The following is a 22316-nucleotide window of genomic DNA, read 5'->3' as shown; positions in this document are numbered from 1 at the left end:
ACCGGCGCCGGCGGGCGGCGGAAGCTGGAGCCATGACTTCTCCAGACCACCTGACAGTCCGCAGCCCGGAAGACATCCTGGGCTTCATTCCGCACTCACTCGGATACTGGCCGGCGCAGAGCCTTGTGGCGATGACCCTGCAGGGTACGAGGCTTGGCGCTACCCTCCGGCTGGACCTGCCGGGACGCGAGGTCCTGGCCGCACCGGCAAAATTCCTGCAGGCCGTCCTCCGCTACCTGGAAGCGGACAAGGAAGCTGACGGCACATTGCTGGCGTTCTTCACCAGCAACGGCAGCGCGTCGTCGCCGTCCCGGTACGACGGTCTGCTGGCCGGACTGGACTCCATGCTGGAAAGGGCCGGGATGCCAGTCCGGGAAGCCTGGTACGTCGGCGATGATTTCTGGCGGGAGGCCTGGTGCATGGATGTTTCATGCTGCCCGCCCCCTGGCCGGCCAGTGCAGCAGATTCGTGACAGCACCCTGAACGCCGAGATGGTGTACCGCGGAAGCAGCGTTGGCCCGCAGCCGGAGGAGCAGGCACCCCCGCTTCCGGTTTCAAGCCTCTACCTGGCTGCCGTCAGGGAGGCTGAAACCGCGTGGTCCGCGCAACTGGACCTTCGCCGGCCAAGCAGGCCGCAGTTCGACGCGGTCCTCAGGCTCTGGCGGGATCTGCTGAACAGCCCGCAGGGGGAAGCCTGGCTGCCCGAGGCGGATCGCGACGGATTCCTGCGGGCGTCGCTGCTGGTCCCCGCGTACCGGGATGCTGTCCTGATGATGGCGGCAGCCGGCACACAAGCTGCCGAAGCCGGTGCCGGGCAGTTGGGGCTCTTCCGGGATGAATGCCTGCTGGATCCTGTGGCTCCCCATGAGGTCTTTCAGGGGACCGGGGCATCCGCGGGTGGGCTGCACGGCGGTGCGGCGCGGGGAGAACCGCCCCAGGAAGGACCGCCGGGTGCAGACATCCCAGGCTACGGGGACGTCCTGATGGGCGTGGCCCCTGCCGTCCCGGACTGGGAACGGCTCAGCGCCCTGGACCTGGTCCTCGGGCGGCTTGCCGCAGCCGGCGGCCGGGCGGCGGCTGCATCGTTCACGGGAAGGGGCTGGATTGCCTGGTGCCGCGGCCGCGGCTCCTACTCGGCGGCCTATCTGCGGCAGGCCCTTGACGCAGAACCCGGGTACCGCCTCGCGGAACTGCTGCTGGAACTGGTCCGGCGCGGAACACTCTGCGGATGGGCGGCACGGAAGGAGGCTGCCTGGCAGAAGTTCGGTCCGGACGCGGCGTGAACGCTCCCGGGGGCCGGGGGAGCGGCGGCAGGCGGGGCTTGACGGCGGGGACACCCGGCGTGGGCGAATGACGGGGAGGCCCGATTCGGGGAAAACATGAGACAATGGAGGCCGAGACCCGGTTGGGTCCGTGTATTGAGCGCACAGTGGTGGACCCCGCGGGGAACATAACAGCGGCTCCGGCAGTTGTCTTAACAGACTCTGCAGGCCGTGGTGGCGCTTGGTTTTCACCACGGACTTGACAGGGTCATAGTGGTGTTGCCCGTATGGTGATTCCACAGACCACCGCTAGAAAGGTTTTCTGTGACCCCGTCTTCCACGAAGAAGGACCCCGCCGCCCAGGACGAACTGTCCGCCGAGGAGAAGCAGGCTGCGACCAACGCCAAGCGTGCAGCTACCCGGGCAGCCAACAAGGCGTCGGCCGGTGCGGCTGCAGCGGACGGCAAGCCCGAGCCCAAGAAGCGCGGCCCCAAGCCCGGTGCGAAGGCGGCAGCCGCAAAGTCCGCTGCCGGTGACACCGACGACGCCGAAGAAGTCGAGGAAGACCTCGACGACATCGTCCTCGAAGGACCTGAAGTCGTGGAGGAGGACGCCGAGGCTGATCCCGCCAAGGCAGTTGCCGGTTCCGGCAAGGGCTTCGTCTACTCGGACGCTGACGACGACGACGCGCCTGTCCAGCAGGTCATGTCCGCCGGAGCAACGGCCGACCCCGTCAAGGACTACCTGAAGCAAATCGGTAAGGTGGCACTGCTCAACGCCGAGCAGGAAGTGGACCTTGCCCTCCGGATCGAAGCCGGACTGTTCGCCGAAGAGAAGATCAACGCCGACGACGGTTCCATGGACCCGAAGTACAAGCGCGAGCTTGAATTCATCATCCATGACGGCAAGCGCGCCAAGAACCACCTCCTCGAAGCCAACCTCCGCCTGGTGGTCTCGCTGGCCAAGCGCTACACCGGACGCGGCATGCTCTTCCTGGACCTGATCCAGGAAGGCAACCTGGGCCTGATCCGTGCAGTGGAGAAGTTCGACTACACCAAGGGCTTCAAGTTCTCCACTTACGCCACCTGGTGGATTCGGCAGGCCATCACCCGCGCCATGGCGGACCAGGCCCGCACCATCCGTATTCCGGTCCACATGGTCGAAGTCATCAACAAGCTGGCACGCGTCCAGCGCCAGATGCTCCAGGACCTCGGCCGCGAACCTACGCCCGAAGAGCTAGCTCTTGAACTCGACATGACTCCCGAAAAGGTTGTCGAAGTCCAGAAGTACGGCCGTGAACCCATCTCGCTGCACACGCCCCTGGGCGAGGACGGCGACTCCGAGTTCGGTGACCTGATCGAGGACTCCGAGGCCGTGGTTCCCGCGGACGCCGTGAGCTTCACGCTCCTCCAGGAACAGCTGCACTCCGTCCTGGACACCCTGTCCGAGCGCGAAGCCGGGGTTGTGGCCATGCGCTTCGGCCTGACCGACGGACAGCCGAAGACTTTAGACGAAATCGGCAAGGTCTACGGAGTGACGCGTGAGCGCATCCGCCAGATCGAATCGAAGACGATGTCCAAGCTCCGCCACCCCTCGCGGTCGCAGGTGCTCCGGGACTACCTCGACTAACAGCAGGATGAGCTGGAAAAGCGGCCCGCCGGCTGCCGTGCCCCTCGCGGGCGTGGCAGCGGGCGGGCCGCTTTTCAGTTCCAGCCAGAATGCGCGGGCAAAGGGACTGGCCGGCCGGATCTGTGCCCTCTAACGCCGGGGCGGGGCCTAAAAAGAAGGACGCGGCTTAAAAGAATTGGGACCCCACCTTCCGGTGGGGTCCCAACAGCTTGGGGAAGCTAGTCGATTTCTACGGCTGCCTTCTCATGAAGCTTGCCTGTCTCATCGTGCCAGTCGGAGCTCAAGGGCTTCAGAGTCGCCTCGACTGCGCGGGCATGGTGGCCGCAGAAGAGCAGCTCACCGCCGGAGGACTCCAATACAACCCGGACATAGGCCTGAGCTCCGCAACGGTCGCACCGGTCCAGTGCATTGAGTGTGCGGTCTGCCACTGCTGTTGTCATGTCGGCCTCCTTAGTAGATCAGTACGTCTATATAACCAGCATTCGTAACAAAACCATCGCAAGGATGGGGCAAGTTCGCTGTGCGCGTATCCGCAATGTTGGCTCAAGAACGTCCAAGCAGCCTGCGCACGCCCTGACGTGGTGCGGTCCACACCCTCCGCCAGGTGTGGCAGCCGGACCGCGGGCGCCGCGCCGACTACCCTAGAGGAAGCGATCCCAGCCCGCTGTTTTACGTCCCTGAAGGAGCTCACCACCAGTGGCACCAAGTTCTGATTACACTGCCCGGCACCTTTCTGTACTGGAGGGCCTTGAGGCCGTCCGCAAGCGCCCGGGCATGTACATCGGTTCCACCGACTCCCGCGGCCTCATGCACTGCCTCTGGGAAATCATCGACAACTCCGTCGACGAGGCGCTGGCCGGATTCGGCCACGACATCAAAATTATCCTGCACGCGGACAACTCCGTGGAGATCCACGACGACGGCCGCGGCATTCCCATCGACAAGGAACCCAAGACGGGCCTGACGGGCGTGGAGGTTGTCTTCACCAAACTGCACGCCGGCGGCAAGTTCGGGGGCGGCTCCTACACCGCCTCGGGCGGCCTGCACGGTGTGGGTGCGTCCGTGGTCAATGCCCTGTCCTCCCGCCTGGACGTCGAAGTGGACCGGGGCGGGAAAACCTACAAGATGTCGTTCCGCCGCGGCGAACCCGGGCGCTTCAAGGACACCGGTTCCAAAACGGACCCCGCCGCGCCCTTCACACCGTTCGTTGACGACTCGGTCCTGGACATCGCCGGCAAGGCCAAGCGCGGCGTCACGGGAACCCGGATCCGCTACTGGGCCGACCGGCAGATCTTCACCCCGGACGCCAAGTTCTCCTACGAGGAACTGGCCGCCCGCGCCCGGCAGACCTCCTTCCTGGTCCCGGGCCTCAAGCTGACCGTGCGGGATGAGCGGAGGGTTCCGGGTACCCCCGGCGAGGCGGGCGTCCACGAAGAGGTGTTCCACCATGACGGCGGCATCTCCGAATTCGTCGAATTCCTCGCCGCCGATCCGGCGGTCACGGACGTGTGGCGGCTGCATGGCTCCGGAAAGTTCAAGGAGACGGTCCCCGTCCTGGACGAGCGCGGGCACAGCCAGCTCGCCGAGGTGGAGCGCGACTGTGAAGTCGATGTCGCACTGCGCTGGGGGATCGGCTACGACAGCACGGTCCGCAGCTTCGTGAACATCATCTCCACGCCCAAGGGCGGAACCCACCAGTCCGGGTTTGAACAGGCCCTGGTGAAGACGTTCCGCAAGGCAGTGGAAAACAACGCCCGCAAGCTCAAGGCCGGGAATGACAAGATCGAAAAGGACGACATCTTCGCCGGACTGACGGCTGTCCTGACGGTGCGGCTGGCGGAGCCGCAGTTCGAAGGCCAAACCAAGGAAATCCTGGGCACATCAGCCGTGCGCGCCATCGTTGCCAAGGTGGTGGAGCGGGAGATCAGCGCCAAGCTCAGCTCCGCGAACCGCAATGACAAGGCCCAGTCCGCCCTGCTGCTCGAAAAAATCGTCAACGAGATGAAGTCCCGCATCTCGGCCCGCGTGCACAAGGAGACCCAACGGCGCAAGAATGCGCTGGAAACCTCCTCCATGCCCACCAAGCTGGCCGACTGCCGCACGGACGACGTCGCGCGTTCCGAACTGTTCATTGTGGAAGGCGACTCGGCGCTCGGAACCGCCAAGCTGGCCAGGTCCTCCGACTTCCAGGCGCTGCTGCCCATCCGCGGCAAGATCCTCAATGTCCAGAAGGCCTCGGTGGGGGACATGCTCTCCAATGCCGAGTGCGCCGCCCTGATCCAGGTGGTGGGGGCCGGGTCCGGGCGCAGCTTCGACCTCTCTGCCGCCCGCTACGGCAAGGTCATCCTGATGACTGACGCCGACGTGGACGGCGCCCACATCCGGACCCTGCTGCTGACCCTTTTCTTCCGCTACATGCGGCCCATGATCCTGGAGGGCCGGGTGTTCGCGGCGGTTCCGCCGCTGCACCGGGTGGAGGTCATCAACGCGGGCCAAAAAGCCAACGAGATGATCTACACCTACTCCGAGGCGGAGCTCCACGTCCTGCTGGCCCGCCTGGCCAAGGAGGGCAAGCGGTACAAGGAGCCGATCCAGCGGTACAAGGGCCTGGGGGAGATGGACGCCGAGCAGCTGGCGGAAACCACCATGGACCCGCGGCACCGTACCCTGCGCAAGGTGGGGATCGAAAACGCGCAGCAGGCAGAGGAGATCTTCGACCTGCTGATGGGCTCGGACGTATCACCGCGCAAGGACTTCATCATTGCAGGCGCCGCCAGCCTGGACCGGGAGCGCATCGACGCCTGAACGGCAGAAGGCAACGGGCAGGCCGCGGGCAGCCGGCGCCGCAGGCATCTGGGCATCAGGGGGAGGACGACGGCGGGACTCACCCCAGCAGGCCGGGCACCACCAGAAGCAGGGTAGGCAGGGCAAGGAGCAGTACGGATCCTGCCACGACCATGCTGCGGATGGGTGCCGGCAGTTCGGGCCGGGGCGAGAGCAGCCGGCTGACCCGTGAGGCGGTGGTCCGGGCGGAGTCCGCGCCGGACGTGCCGGCGGCGGAGTCAAGTCCGGAGAGCGCCAGGCTGGAAGCCTCCGGGCGGAGGTCCGCGCCGCCGCTGTTGCCGGCCGACCCGCTGGCCACAATGGCGATGGCCTTGATCAGCGTGGCCTTGCTTTCGGTCTTGAGCGCGACGTCGTCCGCCAGCATCTCGATCAGGGAGTTCACTGACTCCTGGGCGAGGCGGGTGGTTGGCAGCCAGGGCAGTGCCTGCCGCCAGGCGGCGAAAGCCCACAGCAGCAGGTGGTGGCGCTGGCTGAGGTGGGCGTTCTCATGGATCAGGACGGCACGGAGTTCTGCGGGCTCAAGGGCCGCCATTAGGCCATCAGAGAGGACAGTCACGGACCGGGCGCCCCCGGGAAGGCAGTAAGCCACGGGGGAGTTGTGGCTGATGACCAGGGTTCCCGTCCCCTCAGCGGACGGTGAGGCCAACAGGGACAGCAGTTCGCGGTGCCGCCGCCGCTGGCGTTCAATCTTGTAGTAGGTCAGCAGCAGGGTGAACACCAGGTGGGCGGTGAGCAGCGCTGCGGCGGACAGGGCGAAAATATGCCAGAAGCCCAGGGCCGTGGTGGGGGCGTTGTACAGCACCATGCCGGCCAGCGCCCGCAGGCCTGCGATCAGGTTGTCCCCGATCGGTTCCAGGCCATACACGAGCATTGCGCCGATCATGGACAGCCCGCCGGCCAGCGCTATCGCCTGCCACAGGATCATGGCGGTAAAGGGTGAGCGGGCGGGCCACTGCGCGCGTGAGAGGAGGACAGGCACCGGCCAGGCCAGGACTATCGCAAGGACCGCCAGCAGGTACGAGGCCCAGAACATGGTCCGCTAGAGGTGGCCAAGCAGTTTGCGCAGAGTCTCGGCTTCACCCTCGGATACGGACCCGATAAAGCGGGCCAGCACTGCTTCGCGGTCCGGAGCCGACCCCAGCACCTCGTGCATCAGCTCGGCGGTGTGGTCCTCGCGGCTCGACACTGCCTGGTAGCGGTGCGGACGGGTGCCGCGTTCGCGCTCCACCAGCCCCTTCTTCTCCAGCCGGGACAGTACGGTGAGCACAGTGGTCACGGCGAGTTCCTTGCCCTCGTGGCCGGCCGCGCCGCCCTGCCCGGCAGAGGTCTGTGCGAGCCTGTCCCGCAGCGTGTTGGCTGTGGCTGCTTCCTGGCCCGCCCAGAGCAGATCCATCACTGCCCGTTCCAGTTCACCAAGACTAGCCATTGCACTTTTCCTTTTTCTCCCCGCGCCACCGCCGCCGGGCGGAGGTGGCTGCATGCTGTGTTTGAACTACAACCTCCAATTTACCCGGTTTTCCCGAGACTTTCTACGTTGGGTAGAACACGCGGCCTGACACGGCCCTTGCCTGCCGTGCCGGGGAAGTGGAAGCTGGTTTTTACACCGCCGCCGCGGTTGTTCTACACTCGGTAGAAGTTGAGTTCTACAAAACGTAGAAGATCTGCATTCGCTGACACGAGGGACCGCCTTGGACGCTATGGACGCGCTGGAAATCGCACGCTGGCAATTCGGGATCACCACCGTTTACCACTTCATGATGGTCCCGCTGACCATCGGCCTTGGCCTGGTTGTCGCACTCATGCAGACGGCCTGGCACCGCACGGGCAATCCCGAGTACCTCCGGATGACCAAGTTCTGGGGAAAGCTGTTCCTCATTAACTTCATCATGGGCGTAGCCACGGGCATCGTCCAGGAGTTCCAGTTCGGGATGGCCTGGAGTGAATACAGCCGGTTCGTGGGCGACGTCTTCGGCGCGCCCCTGGCCCTGGAAGCGCTGCTGGCGTTCTTCGTCGAATCCACCTTCCTGGGATTGTGGATCTTCGGGTGGAAGCAGCTCAAGCCCGGCATCCACCTGGCGTGCCTGTGGATCGCAGTGATCGGGTCGATTTTCTCCGCGTACTTCATCATCGTGGCCAACAGCTGGATGCAGCACCCCGTGGGCGTGGAGATGATCGACGGCCGGCCCGTTATGACCGACGCCTGGGCCGTCTTCACCAACAACACCGCGCTCGTTGCCGTTCCACACACCCTCTTCGGAGCCCTCGCCGTTGCCGGCGGCTTCCTGCTGGGCATCGCCTGGTACCACCTGTGGCGCCGGCGGCGCGACGGCGTCGACACAGTCGGTGCCGACGGCAAGGTCATCCCGGGCGAATCTGCGGACATCCCCGGCCGGGACCGCGACGACCACAAGGTCTGGCTCCGGTCCCTCCGCATCGGTGCAGTGGTGGCCATGATCTCCTTCGCAGGCACCGCCCTCACCGGGGACCTCCAGGGCAAGCTGATGTTCGAACAGCAGCCCATGAAGATGGCCGCAGCGGAAGCCGCCTGCCATGATGGCACCGGGTTCTCCGTTCTGAGCATTGGCAACCTGGGTTCGCAGAACTGCGACGACATCGTTGCCCTCATTGAAGTCCCCGGCATCCTCTCCTACCTGGCAAAGGGCGACTTCACCACCGAAGTCCAGGGCGTCAACAGCCTCCTGCCGCAGTACAAGGAGGCCTACGGGACCCACTTGCCGGACAACCCCATCTACGGCGAACGCGCCGGCCAGGAAATCGACTACCTTCCCGTCATGGAGGTCACCTACTGGGGCTTCCGCATGATGATCGGCTTCGGCGGGCTCGCCGCCCTGGCAGCCCTCGTGGCGCTGTGGATCACCCGGAAGGGGACCGTCCCCGAATCCCGCTGGCTCATGCGGCTCGCGGTCTTCGGCATCCTGGCCCCCTTCGGCGCCAACGCGGCCGGCTGGATCTTCACCGAGATGGGCCGCCAGCCGTTCGTCGTCGCCCCCAACCCGGATCCCAGCGGCATCGACCAGGTGTTTATGTTCACGGCGGCCGCGGTATCACCCGGTGTCTCTGCCGGGGAGCTGCTGGCCTCGCTGGTCACCCTGACGGCGGTCTACGCAGTCCTGCTGGTGGTAGAAGTCAAGCTGCTGGTGAAATACATCCGCGGCGGAGTGGTCTCCGCCATGCCTGAGCTGGTCCATGCACCGGCCGACGAAAATGAGGACGCCACCCCCGGAACCGGTGGACCGGGCGGCGGCAAACCCGGCGACGACGTCCTGGCGTTCGCCTACTAAGCCGCGCACGAAGAGCAGAGGAAATACACACATGGAACTGCTGCCAACCGTCTGGTTCATCGCCATCGCGGTGCTGTGGACCGGGTACCTCTTCCTGGAGGGTTTCGACCTCGGCGTCGGGATGCTCATGAAGCTTTTTGCCCGCAACAACACGGAGCGCCGCGTCCTGCTCAACACCATCGGACCCGTCTGGGACGGCAATGAGGTATGGCTCCTGACGGCCGGCGGCGCCACGTTCGCCGCCTTCCCGCTCTGGTACGCCTCCCTGTTCTCGGCCCTTTACCTCCCTCTGCTGGTGGTGCTTGTTGCCCTGATTTTCCGGGCAGTGGCGTTCGAGTACCGGGGCAAGGTGGACACGGACCGGTGGCGTGCCCGCTGGGACTGGGCCATCGCGCTGGGATCCTTCTTCGCGGCCTTCGGCGTGGGTGCCGCGCTGGCGCTCACCACCACCGGCCTGCCGCTGAATGCCAATGGCGACCGCGAGGGAGGCCCGCTGGCCTGGTTCAGCGGATACGCCGTTCTGGGTGGCCTTGCCGTCGTGGGCTTCTCGCTGATCCACGCGCTGGCTTTCCTGGCCCTGAAGACCGACGGCGACGTGCGGCACCGGGCACGGACATGGTTCGTGCGCCTGCTGCCCGTCCTGCTCCTGCCCATCGCGGCGTGGGCACTGAGCATCCAGTTCCTGGAAGGGAAGCCCTGGACCTGGGCCCTCGTTGTGCTGGCTGTCGCCGCCGCCGCAGCAGCCTGGGTGTGGGCCCGCCGGGGAGCGGAAGGCAAGGCCTTTTCCGGGCTTGGTGCTTTCCTGGCACTGGGTTCGGCATCGATCTTTGCCGCGGTATTCCCGGTGGTGCTGCCCTCCACCCTTAACGAGGCCTTTGACCTCACCATCTCCAACGCGTCCTCCTCCGACTACACCCTGGGGCTCATGAGCATCGTGGCGGCCTTCGGCCTCCCCCTTGTCATCGCCTACCAGGCCTGGACCTATTGGGTGTTCCGCCGCCGGGTCAGTGCAGCGCACATCCCGGAGGCCCACAGCTTCCTGCCGGCCATCGCCGCCAGGGCTTTCACAACGAAGGGCTGACATGCGGCCAAGTTTCCCTCCCGGTCCGGCCACCCGGTCCGCCGTCTACCTGCTGGGACTGCTGGCAGCCCTGAAGGCCCTGTCACTGGTCCTGATGGGCCAGGCCGTGGCCTCGGTGCTGGCCGGACTGGTGGCGGGGGACCCGGACTGGGCAGGCCAGGTTGTCCTGGGACTGGCCGGCGTGGTGCTGCGGTCCCTGACCGTCTGGGCACAGGCTGTCGCTGCCCGGCGGGCGGCCCTTGGCATCAAGGAGGAGCTGCGTGCCGGACTGCTCGAACGGGCGCTGCGCAACGGCGCCAGGGGAACCGGCCCCGCCGACGGCGGGCTCGCCGTCCTGGCAACCCGTGGACTGGATGCGCTGGACAACTACTACACCCAGTTCCTCCCGGCACTGGTGAACTGCGCGGCGATTCCGCTGCTTCTGGGAGCACGGGTCCTCTTTGCGGACTGGGTCAGCGCAGTGGTGATTGTCCTGACGGTACCGCTGGTCCCGCTGTTTATGGTGCTGATAGGCCGGTACACCGAAGACAACGTCCGTGAAGCGCAGGCGGCCCTTGGCAGGCTGTCCGCCCACATGCTGGAGCTGGCAAAAGGCCTGCCGGTCCTGGTGGGGCTCGGGCGCGCCACGGCGCAGCGCAAGGCCCTCGAAGAGATCTCCGAGGAATACCGCACCCGCACCATGGGAACCCTGCGCACCGCATTCCTCTCGGCGCTGGCACTGGAACTGATCGCCACGATCTCCGTGGCGGTCGTGGCGGTGTTCATCGGCGTCCGGCTGGTGCACGGGGACATGCCGCTCGAGGCCGGCCTGCTGGCACTGATCCTGGCCCCGGACTGCTATCTCCCGCTGCGTGAACTGGGCACCGCCCACCATGCCAGCGACGACGGGCGGGTGGCCCTCGCGGAAACCACCGCGGTCACGGGGGCCCCCGAACCCCGGCCGCTTCCGGCAACCAGGGCGGGACGGCCCGGTGCCCCCGTCTCCGTCACGGACCTGACCGTAGGCTACAGCGGAAGGTCGGGCCCCGCCGTCGGCCCGCTCACCTTCACCGCGCCGCAAGGCAGGATCACCGCCCTGGACGGAACCAGCGGCGCAGGAAAGAGCACAGTCCTCGGCGTGCTGGCGGGAACCATCGGGGACGGAGCCGGCGCCACGGTCACCGGCACGCTCCGGGGCATCGACCGCAGCGCGCTGGCCTGGGTGCCGCAGCATCCGGTCATGCTTGCCGAAACTGTCCTGGACGAGGTGATGCTGTACCTCTCCGGGGATATCGAGGGCGCCCGCGGCCACGCCGGCGTGGAAGCCGCCGCACGCTCATGCCTGGCCCGCGCCGCTGCCGGCCACCTGGCACACCAGCACCCCGCCGAGCTGAGCCCCGGCGAGCTGCGGAGGGTGGCACTCGCCAGGGGATTGGCCCGGATCGAGGCAGGAGCTACAGTGCTGCTGCTCGATGAGCCCACCGCACACCTGGACGACGCCTCGGCCATGGTGGTGGAAGACGCGATCCGCCACCTGCGCGGACGCGTCACCGTGATCCTCGTGGCGCACAACGGGCGCACCCGCAACCTCGCTGACCACCTGGTGCCGGTGGCTGCGCACGCAGAGCCAGTCCACGCAGAGCCAGCCCGGGCAGGGGAACCAGGCGCGCGGGCCGGGGTGCTGGCCACAGCTGCCGCGCCGGTGCAAGCCGCGCTGCAGAAGGCCGGGCCGAAGCCAGGGGGTGCCGTGGACGTTGCAGCGGACGCCTGGCCCGCCCCCGCTGCTGCCCCGGTTGCCGGCGCGGGTGCCGGCGCACCCGCCAGCGGGGGCGCAGGCACCCGCCAAACGACCCGTCTCCTCGCGGCGCTCTTGGCGCCGGTCCGCGGCAAGTTCGCAGCGGCTGCCGTGGTGGGCACCCTGGCGGCCGTCTTCGCCGTCGCGCTGTCCGGCCTGTCCGGCTGGCTGATCATCCGTGCCAGCGAGCAGCCGCCCATCCTGTACCTGCTGACGGCCATTGTTGGCGTGCGGTTCTTCGGGATCGGGCGGGCCGTGCTGCGCTACTGCGAGCGGCTCCTGCTCCATGATGCGGTGTTTGCCGCCCTCACCCGCCTCCGGGGACGGCTCTGGGAGTCCCTGAGCCGCAGGGCCCTCGCCCTCCGCCGGCTGCTGCAGGGCGGCAACGTCCTGGGGACGGTCATCGACGACGTCGACACCGTCCGCGACCTCCTGCCAAGGGTTGCGCTGCCGCCGGTGACTGCGCTCGCTGTCTCCGCCCTGGCCCTGGCCACCACCTGGCTGCTGGTGCCGGATGCCGTCCCGGCCGTCCTGGCCGCCGCCGCAGCCAGCCTGCTCCTGGCCCCGGCCGTGGCGCTGTGGGCCGACCGGAAGTCGGCCAGCGCCGAACAGGTCCTGAGGTCCGGGGTCCTGCGCCGGATTTCCGCAGCCCTCGATGCACGCGCCGAACTCCACGCCAACGGCGTCTCCGCCCCGGTACTGGCCGGACTGCGCGCCCAGGACCGCAGCGCCACCCGCGCTTCCCAGCGGTCAGCGTGGGCAGACGGCCTAGGACACGCTGTCACCACAGCCTCCTGCTGCGCGGCTGCCTTCGCAGCTGCCTGGCTGGCCGCTCCCGCCGTGCTCGGCGGCCGGCTCGCCCCGGCGACGGCGGCGGTGGTCGTGCTGATGCTCCTCGCACTGGTGGAGCCCTACTCAGCGATGACGACGGCGGTGCGCCAGTTCCCCGCGCTGCGGACAGTCATGCGGCGCGTGTCCGCCTCGGGCGCCCTGGACGCCGGCACCGCGGGCTCCGAAGGCACCCCAGCGGACGGCCTGCACACAGTGCCTGCCCGCCAGGACGGTGGTCCCGGCGTCGAACTCGTTGACCTCGCGGCGGCGTGGCCGGGCGGTGCTCCGGTGTTTTCCGGGATCAACGCCGTTGCCGAGCCAGGCCGGTGGCTGGCCGTCACCGGACCGTCCGGTTCCGGAAAATCCACCCTGCTCTCCGTCCTGCTGGGTTTCCTCCCTGCAGCAGCCGGGGCAGCCCGGGTGACCGGCCGGGCCGCCTGGTGTCCGCAGGAAGCCCACCTCTTTGACTCGACCATCCGCGGCAACCTGCTGCTGGGCAGGCCCCCCGCGAACGGCCCGGCCGGAGACGGCGAGCTGATGGAGGTGCTGGAGTCCGTGGGCCTGGCGGGCCTGGTGGAGCGCCTGCCGGCCGGCCTGGACACCAGGATCGGTCCGGGCGGGGCCTTCCTGAGCGGGGGAGAGCGCCAGCGCCTGGCCGTGGCGCGCACGCTGATGACCGGTGCGGAGGTGATCCTGCTGGATGAGCCAACAGCGCACCTGGATGCTGAATCGGCAGAGGCCATGCTGGCCGACCTGCGCGCGGGACTCGGCAACCGGACCGTGGTGCTGGTGACCCACAACCCCGCTGACATCCATCCGGAGGATGCGAGGCTGGTGCTGGCCGGATCCGGGGACACCGGAGACAGCGGACACAACGGCGCGCCGGCGTATGCCGCGGTTACAGAAGGTGCTCAGCCGTCCACGTCGTGAAGGTGGTGGACGACGTCGTGCAGGAAGTACTGGGCCAGCGTCAGGACGGTGAACTCCGAGCCATTGCTGCGCAGCCCTGTCCGTCCCCACTCTGGTTCGCGGACCCTGGCAAAGGACTCCGCCGCCTGCTTTCCCTCAGCCGTCAGCTCTGCGCTGACCACTGCCGGATCCGCGTTGGCGTAGTCCTTGTCCATGGCCGTCTGGTCCTGGTCCCAGTTCTCGAACCGTGCGTCATCCGATTCGAGCATGAGGTTCAGCCGCTGGTCGAAAAGGCTGAAGACGTCCCGGACGTGGCAGGCATACTCCAGCGCGGACCACGTGTGCCCATTGGGGCGCTCCGCCACGTCCGGCCTGCGCAGGACGGCACGCCAGCGGGGCAGCATATTGTCGATGTTCCCCGGGACGGTGGACGGCGTTACCGTGGCGGCATCGAACGAGCAGTCGGGGCAGGGACGCGTCAGGACCCAGGTCCAGTCCTTCTCATCAGGAACGATAGGCATGCATGCAGTCTAGGCCGGATCAGGCAGTCTGGCCGGGATCAGGCCACGCCATGGCCGGACCCATCACGTCCACCGGCTGCGACAACGGGACGCCGGAGCCATCCCGCCGGCCGTGCTCCTGCGGCAGGGACCTGGCAACCCCCGCGGCTGAGGCGGCCTTGGCCGGTCCGTGGCCCGCCCAGGCCAGCAACAGCGTGTCCTCGCCCTTCAGGAAGCGGTGTGCCCGCACGCCGGCGGTTGCGCGGCCCTTCACGGGGTACTCGGAGAACGCCGTGACCTTGGCCGTGCCGGGGGCGGTCCCGGGAAGGGCTCCCGTTGTCCCGGCGATGGTCACCACCACGGCGGCCTCGTCCGTGGGCTGGACCGCGCCGAAGAACAGCACGCGGTCCCCGGCGGCCAGCTTGATTCCCGCCATGCCTCCGGCCGTCCGCCCCTGGGGGCGCACGCTGGCGGCTCCGAATTTCAGCAGCTGGGCCTGGCTGGTCAGGAACACCAGCTCAGCGTCATCGGCGCCCGCCGGGGCCACATTGACCACGAAGTCCTTGTCCTTGAGGGCTATGACGTCCCAGTCTTCCCGGTTCAGCGGGTAGTCCGGCTGCACCCGCTTCACCACGCCCTGGGAAGTGCCGATGGCCAGCACTTCGTCCAGCGGCACGAACGCCACCAGGGTTTCCCCCTTGAGCAGGGTGAGGAAATCCCTGGCCGGAACCCCGCCGGCGAGGTTGGGCAGGCCGGACATGGGCGGCAGTACCGGCATGTCCATCACCTGGAGGCGCAGCATCCGCCCCAGGGAGGTGACCGCCGCGATCTCGCCCCGTGCGGAGGTCTTGACCACGGACGTGAACACATCGTGTTTTGCCCGGGGGCCCGCCTCCGCCAGCGGCTCCTGGTTGCTGGTGCGGGCCACCTGTCCGGAGGCGGTCAGGATGGCCCAGCAGGGGTCGTCGGCAATCTCCAGGGCGAGCGGCGCTGCCTTCCCCTTTTTCCCGGCGGCCAGCGCAAGGTCGGCGGCCACGGTCGGTGCCACGGCTTCGGATTCGAGGAGGACGGTGCGCCGCGGAGTGCCGTGCTCCTCGGCAATCTCTCCCAGCTCGTCGGACACCAGGGTCCGGAGCCGCTCCTCGGAGCCCAGGATCGCCTCGAGCTCCGCGATCTCGCGGCGCAGCTCGTCCTGCTCCTTCTCCAGCTCGATCCGGGAGTACTTGGTCAGCTGGCGCAGCCGGAGCTCCAGGATGTAGTTCGCCTGGATCTCCGTGAGGTCGTAGATGGACATCAGCCGGGCCCGGGCGGCGGCTGCCTCGTCCGAGGAGCGGATGATCTGGATGACCTCGTCAATGTCCACAATGGCGATGAGGAGTCCCTCCACCAGGTGGAGGCGGTCCTTCTTCCTGCCCAGCCGGAACACCGTCCGGCGGCGGACAACGTCGATCCGGTGGTTGACGTACACAGTCAGCAGCTGCACCAGGCCCAGGGTCTGCGGCTGTCCGTCCACCAGGGTGACGTTGTTGATGCCGAAGGAGTCCTCCATCGGCGAGTAGCGGTAGAGCTGCTGGAGCACCGCGTTGGGGTTGAAGCCGTTCTTGAGTTCGATGACCAGGCGCAGGCCGTGCTTGCGGTCGGTCAGGTCCACAATGTCGCTGATGCCGGTCAGCTTCTTGGCGTTGACGGCGTCCTTGATCTTCTCGATGACCTTTTCCGGGCCCACCATGTAGGGGAGTTCGGTGACCACCAGGCCGGTCCGCCGCGCGGACAGCTGTTCCACCTCCACCTTGGCCCGCGTCTTGAAGGACCCCCGTCCCGTGGCGTAGGCGTCGCGGATGCCGTCCAGCCCCACGATCCGCCCGCCGCTGGGCAGGTCCGGGCCGGGCACGAACCGCATAATGTCATCGAGTGTGGCGTCCGGGTGGGCAATCAGGTGCCGCGCGGCGGAAATGACTTCCACCAGGTTGTGCGGGGCCATGTTGGTGGCCATGCCCACGGCGATGCCGGTGGCGCCGTTGACCAGCAGGTTGGGGAACGCGGCCGGAAGCACGTCCGGCTGGGTCAGCTGGTTGTCGTAGTTGGGGACGAAGTCCACCACGTCTTCGTCGAGGTGGTTGGTGAGCGTCAGGGCAGCCGCTGCGAGCCGCGCTTCCGTGTACCGCGGAGCCGCAGGGCCGTCGTCGAGCGATCCGAAGTTGCCGTGCCCGTCAATCAGGGGCAGCCGCAGCGAGAAGTCCTGGGCCATGCGCACCATGGCGTCGTAGATGGCGGTGTCGCCGTGCGGGTGCAGCTTGCCCATGACCTCGCCCACCACGCGGGCGCTCTTCACATGGCCGCGGTCCGGGCGCAGGCCCATGTCGCTCATCATGTAGAGGATGCGCCGCTGCACCGGCTTGAGCCCGTCGCGGGCGTCCGGAAGCGCCCGGGAGTAAATCACCGAATACGCGTACTCCAGGAAGGAACCTTCCATTTCGGAGGTGACATCGATGTCCACGATGTTCTCCGTGTAGGGGGTGGTGTCTTCGGGAGGGGCTGAACTTTGGCGGCGGGCCATGGGGTTGGTGGATCCTTCTGCAGAGCGGTGCAATGGTTTGTTGGGCGCAAGCGGCAGTGCTGCGGGAGTTTTTGGCTAGGCTAAGCCTATGGTGGAACAGCCCGTGGACGGCGAATATCCGGAACATTGGGAAGCCGATGTCGTGCTCCGGGACGGCGGGACGGCACATCTGCGCCCCATCCACCCCTCGGACGCGGACGCTGTCCAGAAGTTCCACATGGGACAGTCGCAGAACTCAATCTACATGCGCTTCTTTGCCTTCAAGGCCAAGCTTTCCAGCAAGGAGCTCAAGCGGTTCACCGAGGTGGACTACCGGGACCGGGTGGCGTTCGTCATCACCATCGGCGGTGAAATCGTAGGGATCGGCCGGTATGACCGGCTGGACGACCCCACCGAAGCCGAAGTGGCGTTCAACATCGCCGACTCGCACCAGGGGAGGGGCATCGGCTCCATCCTGCTCGAACACCTCGCCGCCGCCGCCCACGAGAACGGGATCCGCCGCTTCAGCGCGGAGGTGCTGCCGGAAAACCGCAAGATGCTGATGGTCTTCTCCGACGCCGGCTATGACGTCAAACGGCATTTCGACGACGGCGTCGTCAGCCTTGAGTTCAACATCGACCCCACCGAAAAATCCCGGGCCGTGATGGAATCCCGCGAGCACCGCGCGGAGGCGAGGAGCGTCCGCGACCTGCTGACGCCGTCGTCCATTGCCGTCATCGGGGCGAGCCGCAAGTGGGGGACGGTGGGCTACCAGCTCCTGGAGCACATCATCGAAGGCGGCTTCCCCGGGCCTGTGTTTGCCATCAATCCCGAGGCCCTGGAACTGGCCGGCATGATCTCCTACGGCAAGCTCTCGGAGGTCCCTGAACCTGTGCAGCTGGCCGTTGTTGCCGTCCCCTACGAGGAAGTGCCCGCCGTCGTCGCAGACTGTGCGGCGGCAGGGGTGAAGGGCCTGGTCATCGCCTCGGCAGGCTTCGCGGACGACGGCGAACGCGGCCTCATGAGGCAGCGCGACCTCGTGCGGCAGGCACGCGCCAACGGGATGCGGGTGATCGGGCCGGCGTCCCTGGGGATCGTGAACACCCACCCGGCCGTCTCGCTGAACGCCTCTATGGCGCCCACGCTGCCGCTGCGCGGCGGGCTGGGGCTGTTCTCCCAGTCAGCGGCCATCGGCGTCTCGCTCTACGCCGCCTCCAGCAGGCGGCGGCTGGGACTGTCCACCTTCCTCTCCGCCGGAAACCGCGCCGATGTGTCAGGCAACGACATGATGCAGTACTGGGAGGACGACGCCGACACCTCCGCCGTGGGCCTGTACCTGGAATCGATCGGCAACCCGCGCAAGTTTTCCCGGCTGGCCCGGCGGCTGGCGCGCATCAAGCCTGTCATTGTGGCCAAGTCCGATGCCATGGGGCTGCGGCTGCCGCCCGGCCACGCCGTCCGCACCACGCAGGCACCCGCAGGTGCCCTTGACGCGATGCTCCGCCAGTCCGGCGTCATCCGGGTGGAAACCATAGAACAGCTTGTGGACGTGGCGCAGGTGGTGTCCAACCAGCCACTGCCCGCCGGGCCCGGGCTGGCCATCTTCAGCAACTCCCAGGCCCTGGGAAAAGTGGTGGCAGACAGCGCGTCGTCGCATGGGCTCGACGTTGCCCGGCTGGTGACCGGCGTGGACCTCGACGCCGGCCAGTCGGTTGCCCTCCCCGCCCTGCGTTCGTCCCTGCTCGCCGCCCTTGAGTCCGACGCCGTGCATGGGGCCGTCGCCGCACTGCTGCCCGCCCGCGGGCTCACGGTGGACAGAATTGCCGAGGTGCTCGCCGAATGCTCGGTGAAGGCAGGTAAACCCGTGGTGGCCGCGTTTACCGGAATCCTGGATCCCTCGGTCTATGTCGAGGGCATGGTGGGGTCCGCGGAGCAGGCCGTGCCCTGCTTCTCCAACCCCGGGGCTGCGGTGGCCGCGCTCGCCGCCGTGGTGCGGTACTCGGAGTGGGTCTCGCGCGACCACGGGCACTTCGTTGAGCCGGAAGGCTGCGATCCGCAGCGCGCGCGGGCCGAGCTGGAGGGCCTCCTCCGCGACGTGAAGGGGGAGCAGCTCAAGCAGCTGGACCCGGCGGCCACGCGCTCCCTCCTGGGCCACTACGGCATCACCGTGCTGCCTTCGGTTGGCTTCGACACCCCGGACCAGGCCGTTGAGGCGGCGGACATGCTGGGCTGGCCGGTGGCGCTGAAGACCACCGACCCCTCGCTGCGCCACCGCCTGGACCTTGGGGGAGTCCGCCTGGATATCCAGGACGCCGAGTCCTTGCGCCGGAACGTCCTGCAGATGCGCCGGACCCTGTCCCGCTACGGCGACCCGGCACTGGAAGTGCAGAGCATGGCGCCGGTGGGACAGGCCTGTACCTTCCGGGCCATCGAGGACCCGCTCCTGGGCCCGGTGATCTCGTTCGGCCTGGCCGGGGACGCCGTCAACCTGCTGGACGACTGGGCGCACCGGGTACCGCCCCTGTCCGCAGCGGACGTGCACGACTTCATCCGCGGGCCGCGGGCCGCCCGGAAGCTGTTCGGCTATCAGGGCCTGCCGGCCGTGGACGTGGCCGCCCTTGAGGACCTGGCCGGCAGGCTTGCCTGGCTCAAGGACAGCCATCCGGAGATCGCGCTGGTGGAATTCAACCCGGTGCTGTGCGGCGTGTCCGGGGCTGTGATCCTGGCCGCAGATGTCCGGATCGGCAACGCGGCCCAGCGCACCGACAGCGCCCGCCGGGCCATGCTGGGCTGACGCGGTTAGCAATGTGGCGGGCCGATCTGTGAAAATGGGGGAATGAGCTCACAGCCTCCCGCGTCGGCGCCCGAAACGCCCGGCAATGAAAACCAGGCAGTCCGCCACAGCTCACACAGCCACAGCGCCCAGGGCCAAAGCCTTGACGGCGCGCTCCAAAAGGCGGGTTTCTACCCGCGCCTGGTGGCTGACGTGGTGGACGACGCACTGGACGGCCGCGAGTGCGTTGCCCACCTGGTGCACCTGGAAACCCACTTCGACCGCGCCGAGGTACGCCGCCACATCACCGTGCTGGTGCTGACCGCGGACATGCTGGTGATCACCCACGTGGACGACCAGCAGCTGGATGAGGCGGGTGAGCAAATCGTGGCCCAGATTTCCACCGAGTCCGTGCCCGTGGCGCAGATCCGCTCCGTGGTCCTCAGCTACATGTACGCGCAGCCTCAGGACTACAAGCCTTCGGACCCGGTCCGCGAGGTGACGCTGTCCATAGCATGGTCCGGCGGCCAGCGGCTGGACATGGGCCCCGCCAGCTGCGGGGATCCCCAGTGCGAGGCGGACCACGGGTACAGCGGCACCATTGCGCAGGAGGACATTGTCCTGCGGATCAGCGCCGAGGCGGACGGATTGCAGGCCGTCCAGGATGCCAAGCTTTTTGCCCGCGCGCTGCGCGCCGTGAACACGGGCTCTGCCGCCCCGGCGCCCCACATCCAGTCACTCCCGGCCCGGCCGCGTTCAGGCGTGTTCGGTAACCGGCTCAGCCGCGGGCACCAGCAGCGCTGAGATGCCGGACGAACGACGAACAAGCAGCAACGTCCCAACCGGCAACGTCCCACGACCCCCAGCCAGCGGCGCTCCTGTCCCCGCCGGTGCCTCAGCCGGCCGGCCGGCCAAAGCCCCGGACCTGCCGCCCGCTCCCGCCTACGGCCGGCGTTCCGTGGCGGACGTGCTGACCAGTGCCGCAGCCAGCCTGGGCCTCGACGGATTCACCAACACCCTTGGCCTTCCTGCCGCGTCCCGCGTATGCGTCGTCGTGGCCGACGGCCTGGGCCGGAACCTCCTGAAGCAGAAGTCCGCCCACACCCCCTTCCTGCGCTCCGTCATCCAGGCCGGCCAGGGCGCCGTCCCCGTGTGGCTCGATTCGGCGTTCCCTTCCACCACGGCCGCCGCTTTGGCCAGTTTCGGCACCGGCCTGCCCCCGGGCCAGCACGGCCTGGTGGGCTACGACGTGCTGGATCCGGAGCAGGACAAGGTGGTCAACCTTCTTGGCAACTGGGACCCCGGGGTTGACCCGGTGGCCTGGCAACCGTTCCCCACAGTGCTGGAACGAGCTGCCGGCCAGGCGGCAGTGACCACCGTCAGCCTTCCCCAGTTCGGGGACTCACCCATGACCCGCGCCGCCCTCCGCGGCGGCAACTTCATGCCCGCCACCACCTCCCACGCCCGGACTGCAGCTGCCGCCGAGGCCCTGGCAGCGCCCGGGCCAGGCCTGATGTACTTCTACGTCAACGAGCTTGATAAGGCAGGCCACCGTTACGGCTGTCAGTCGCCGGAGTGGGAACACCAGCTTGAGGAGCTGGACGCCGTGATGAAGCGGCTGAATTCCTCGCTGCCGGCGGGCACCAGCATCCTGCTGACGGCGGACCACGGCATGCTTGACGTGCCGGAGCAGCAGCGCATCGACTTCTCGGCGGATCCGCAGTTGGTGGAAGGAGTCCGCCACACGGCCGGCGAACCCCGGATGGTGCATCTGTACCTGGATGACGGGTCCGACGCCGGTGTGAGGGAGCGGCTCCTCGCCGCCTGGCGCGGCCGTTTCGGTACCCGCATCTGGGCATTCACCAGGGAGGACGCCATTGCCGCCGGGCTTTTCGGTCCGGTCCGGCCCGCCGTCGAGGGCAGGATCGGCGACGTGATGATTGCGGCCCGCGACGAGCTCGCCCTCTACGACACGAGGCGTGTCCGCCCCACGGCGATGGAGGTCGTGGGCCAGCACGGATCGCTGACCAAGGCTGAGCGGGAGGTTCCGCTCCTGTATTTCACGGCCGACGGCAGGGGCGCCCGCCGTGGCTGAGCTCGTCTTTTTCTCCGGCACCATGGACTGCGGCAAGTCCACGCTCGCGCTGCAGATGGACCACAACCATAGGGTCCGCGGCCGGGGCGGCGTACGCTTCAGCCGCAATGACCGCGCCGGCGAGTCCCGCATCTCCAGCCGGCTTGGACTGGAAACCGACGCCGTGGAGGTAGTGGACGGGACGGATTTCTGGGAGGAAGTCATGCGGCGGCGCACCCTGGGCCAGCGCGTGGACTACCTGATCTGCGATGAGGCCCAGTTCTACACGCCTGCGCAGGTGGAGCAGCTGGCGAAAGTCGTGGACGAAATCGACGTGGACGTCTTTGCCTTCGGCATCACCGCTGACTTCCGCACCCGGCTGTTCCCCGGCTCCCAGCGGCTGATCGAACTTGCGGACCGAGTGCAGGTCCTGCAGGTGGAGGCCCTGTGCTGGTGCGGCCGCCGGGCAACGCACAATGCACGCACGGTCGACGGCGTCATGGTCACCGAGGGCGCGCAGGTTGTGGTGGGCGACGTGGACATGGCCGTGGACGGCCCGGCTGCCACGGCGGCAGGCCACGTCCCCGTGGTGGGATATGAGACGCTGTGCCGCCGCCATTTCATGCGCCGCGTCACGGCACATGGCGCCAACCTCATGGCCGAACAGGACCAGCTGCTGCCGTTCGAGGTGGATGCGTGCCTGTGGCGGGGCACCGGCGGGACCGGCGCGGACGCCTAGGAGACTGCTGAACTAAGTGCTTTATGGGGCTGGTCCGGGGCGTTCACGTGTCGGGGCCAGCC

15 protein-coding genes are annotated in these 22316 nt (G+C 67.8%); 10 read left to right on the top strand and 5 right to left on the bottom strand.

The annotated features are described in order from the left end of the window. The first annotated feature begins 32 nt into the window (after positions 1-32). Positions 33-1283 carry a DUF4192 domain-containing protein gene (locus IEX33_RS17535; protein ID WP_188732215.1) on the top strand — a complete coding sequence of 417 codons (1251 nt, stop codon included), beginning with the start codon at positions 33-35 and terminating at the stop codon, positions 1281-1283. Positions 1284-1586: 303 nt separating this feature from the next. Next, complete coding sequence (locus tag IEX33_RS17530) at positions 1587-2891, top strand: RNA polymerase sigma factor (RefSeq protein WP_104187575.1); 1305 nt, start codon at positions 1587-1589, stop codon at positions 2889-2891. A gap of 218 nt (positions 2892-3109) precedes the next feature. Here the strand turns inward: IEX33_RS17530 and IEX33_RS17525 are convergent, their stop codons facing one another. Next, entirely contained in the window at positions 3110-3331 is a 222-nt protein-coding gene (locus IEX33_RS17525) for a DUF7455 domain-containing protein (protein ID WP_013600696.1), read from the bottom strand. 256 nt (positions 3332-3587) lie between these two features. Here IEX33_RS17525 and IEX33_RS17520 point away from each other — a divergent pair, with 256 nt between their 5' ends. Next, positions 3588-5696, top strand: a complete 2109-nt coding sequence (locus IEX33_RS17520) for a DNA gyrase/topoisomerase IV subunit B (protein WP_188732214.1) — start codon at positions 3588-3590, stop codon at positions 5694-5696. Between the two features lie 79 nt (positions 5697-5775). On the opposite strand, the gene IEX33_RS17515 is transcribed toward IEX33_RS17520, so the two are convergent. Both IEX33_RS17515 and IEX33_RS17510 read right to left on the bottom strand, forming a co-directional pair. Next, positions 5776-6768, bottom strand: a complete 993-nt coding sequence (locus IEX33_RS17515; RefSeq protein ID WP_188732213.1) for a M56 family metallopeptidase — start codon at positions 6766-6768, stop codon at positions 5776-5778. A 6-nt stretch (positions 6769-6774) separates the two neighbouring features. Next, entirely contained in the window at positions 6775-7161 is a 387-nt protein-coding gene (locus IEX33_RS17510) for a BlaI/MecI/CopY family transcriptional regulator (protein ID WP_013600699.1), read from the bottom strand. A 271-nt stretch (positions 7162-7432) separates the two neighbouring features. Between IEX33_RS17510 and IEX33_RS17505 the strand changes: the two genes are divergently transcribed. The 3 genes from IEX33_RS17505 to cydD are packed head-to-tail and all read left to right on the top strand — an operon-like array spanning position 7433 to position 13653. Further along, entirely contained in the window at positions 7433-9037 is a 1605-nt protein-coding gene (locus tag IEX33_RS17505) for a cytochrome ubiquinol oxidase subunit I (protein ID WP_188732284.1), read from the top strand. Positions 9038-9068: 31 nt separating this feature from the next. After that, the gene (gene cydB / locus IEX33_RS17500; RefSeq protein WP_188732212.1) at positions 9069-10118 is read left to right on the top strand and encodes a cytochrome d ubiquinol oxidase subunit II; all 1050 of its coding nucleotides are present in this window, start codon (positions 9069-9071) and stop codon (positions 10116-10118) included. A 1-nt stretch (position 10119) separates the two neighbouring features. Next, entirely contained in the window at positions 10120-13653 is a 3534-nt protein-coding gene (gene cydD, locus IEX33_RS17495; protein ID WP_188732211.1) for a thiol reductant ABC exporter subunit CydD, read from the top strand. Here the strand turns inward: cydD and IEX33_RS17490 are convergent. Together IEX33_RS17490 and IEX33_RS17485 are read right to left on the bottom strand one after the other, a co-directional pair. Next, entirely contained in the window at positions 13635-14153 is a 519-nt protein-coding gene (locus IEX33_RS17490; protein WP_188732210.1) for a DinB family protein, read from the bottom strand. The two genes, cydD and IEX33_RS17490, sit on opposite strands and share 19 nt — an antisense overlap. Before the next feature lie 19 nt (positions 14154-14172). Further along, positions 14173-16689 (bottom strand): DNA gyrase/topoisomerase IV subunit A, encoded by a 2517-nt coding sequence (locus IEX33_RS17485; RefSeq protein WP_188732209.1) that lies wholly within the window; start codon positions 16687-16689, stop codon positions 14173-14175. Between the two features lie 88 nt (positions 16690-16777). Between IEX33_RS17485 and IEX33_RS17480 the strand changes: the two genes are divergently transcribed. From IEX33_RS17480 to IEX33_RS17465, 4 genes are read left to right on the top strand one after another with little or no spacing between them, the layout of a single operon-like run. After that, on the top strand, positions 16778-19462 hold the full coding sequence (locus IEX33_RS17480) for a bifunctional acetate--CoA ligase family protein/GNAT family N-acetyltransferase (protein WP_188732208.1): 2685 nt from the start codon (positions 16778-16780) through the stop codon (positions 19460-19462). 42 nt (positions 19463-19504) lie between these two features. Next, on the top strand, positions 19505-20245 hold the full coding sequence (locus tag IEX33_RS17475) for a DUF5998 family protein (protein ID WP_104187600.1): 741 nt from the start codon (positions 19505-19507) through the stop codon (positions 20243-20245). A gap of 1 nt (position 20246) precedes the next feature. After that, positions 20247-21536 carry an alkaline phosphatase family protein gene (locus tag IEX33_RS17470; RefSeq protein WP_188732207.1) on the top strand — a complete coding sequence of 430 codons (1290 nt, stop codon included), beginning with the start codon at positions 20247-20249 and terminating at the stop codon, positions 21534-21536. Beyond that, on the top strand, positions 21529-22254 hold the full coding sequence (locus IEX33_RS17465) for a thymidine kinase (protein WP_188732206.1): 726 nt from the start codon (positions 21529-21531) through the stop codon (positions 22252-22254). Before IEX33_RS17470 ends, IEX33_RS17465 begins: the two co-directional genes overlap by 8 nt. The last annotated feature ends 62 nt before the right edge of the window (positions 22255-22316 follow it).

Origin of the sequence: Pseudarthrobacter scleromae (assembly GCF_014644515.1) — a bacterium.
Taxonomy (GTDB): Bacteria; Actinomycetota; Actinomycetes; order Actinomycetales; family Micrococcaceae; genus Arthrobacter; species Arthrobacter scleromae.
Note: the sequence above shows the minus strand (reverse complement) of the source record. Positions and strands in the feature narration are given on the sequence as shown.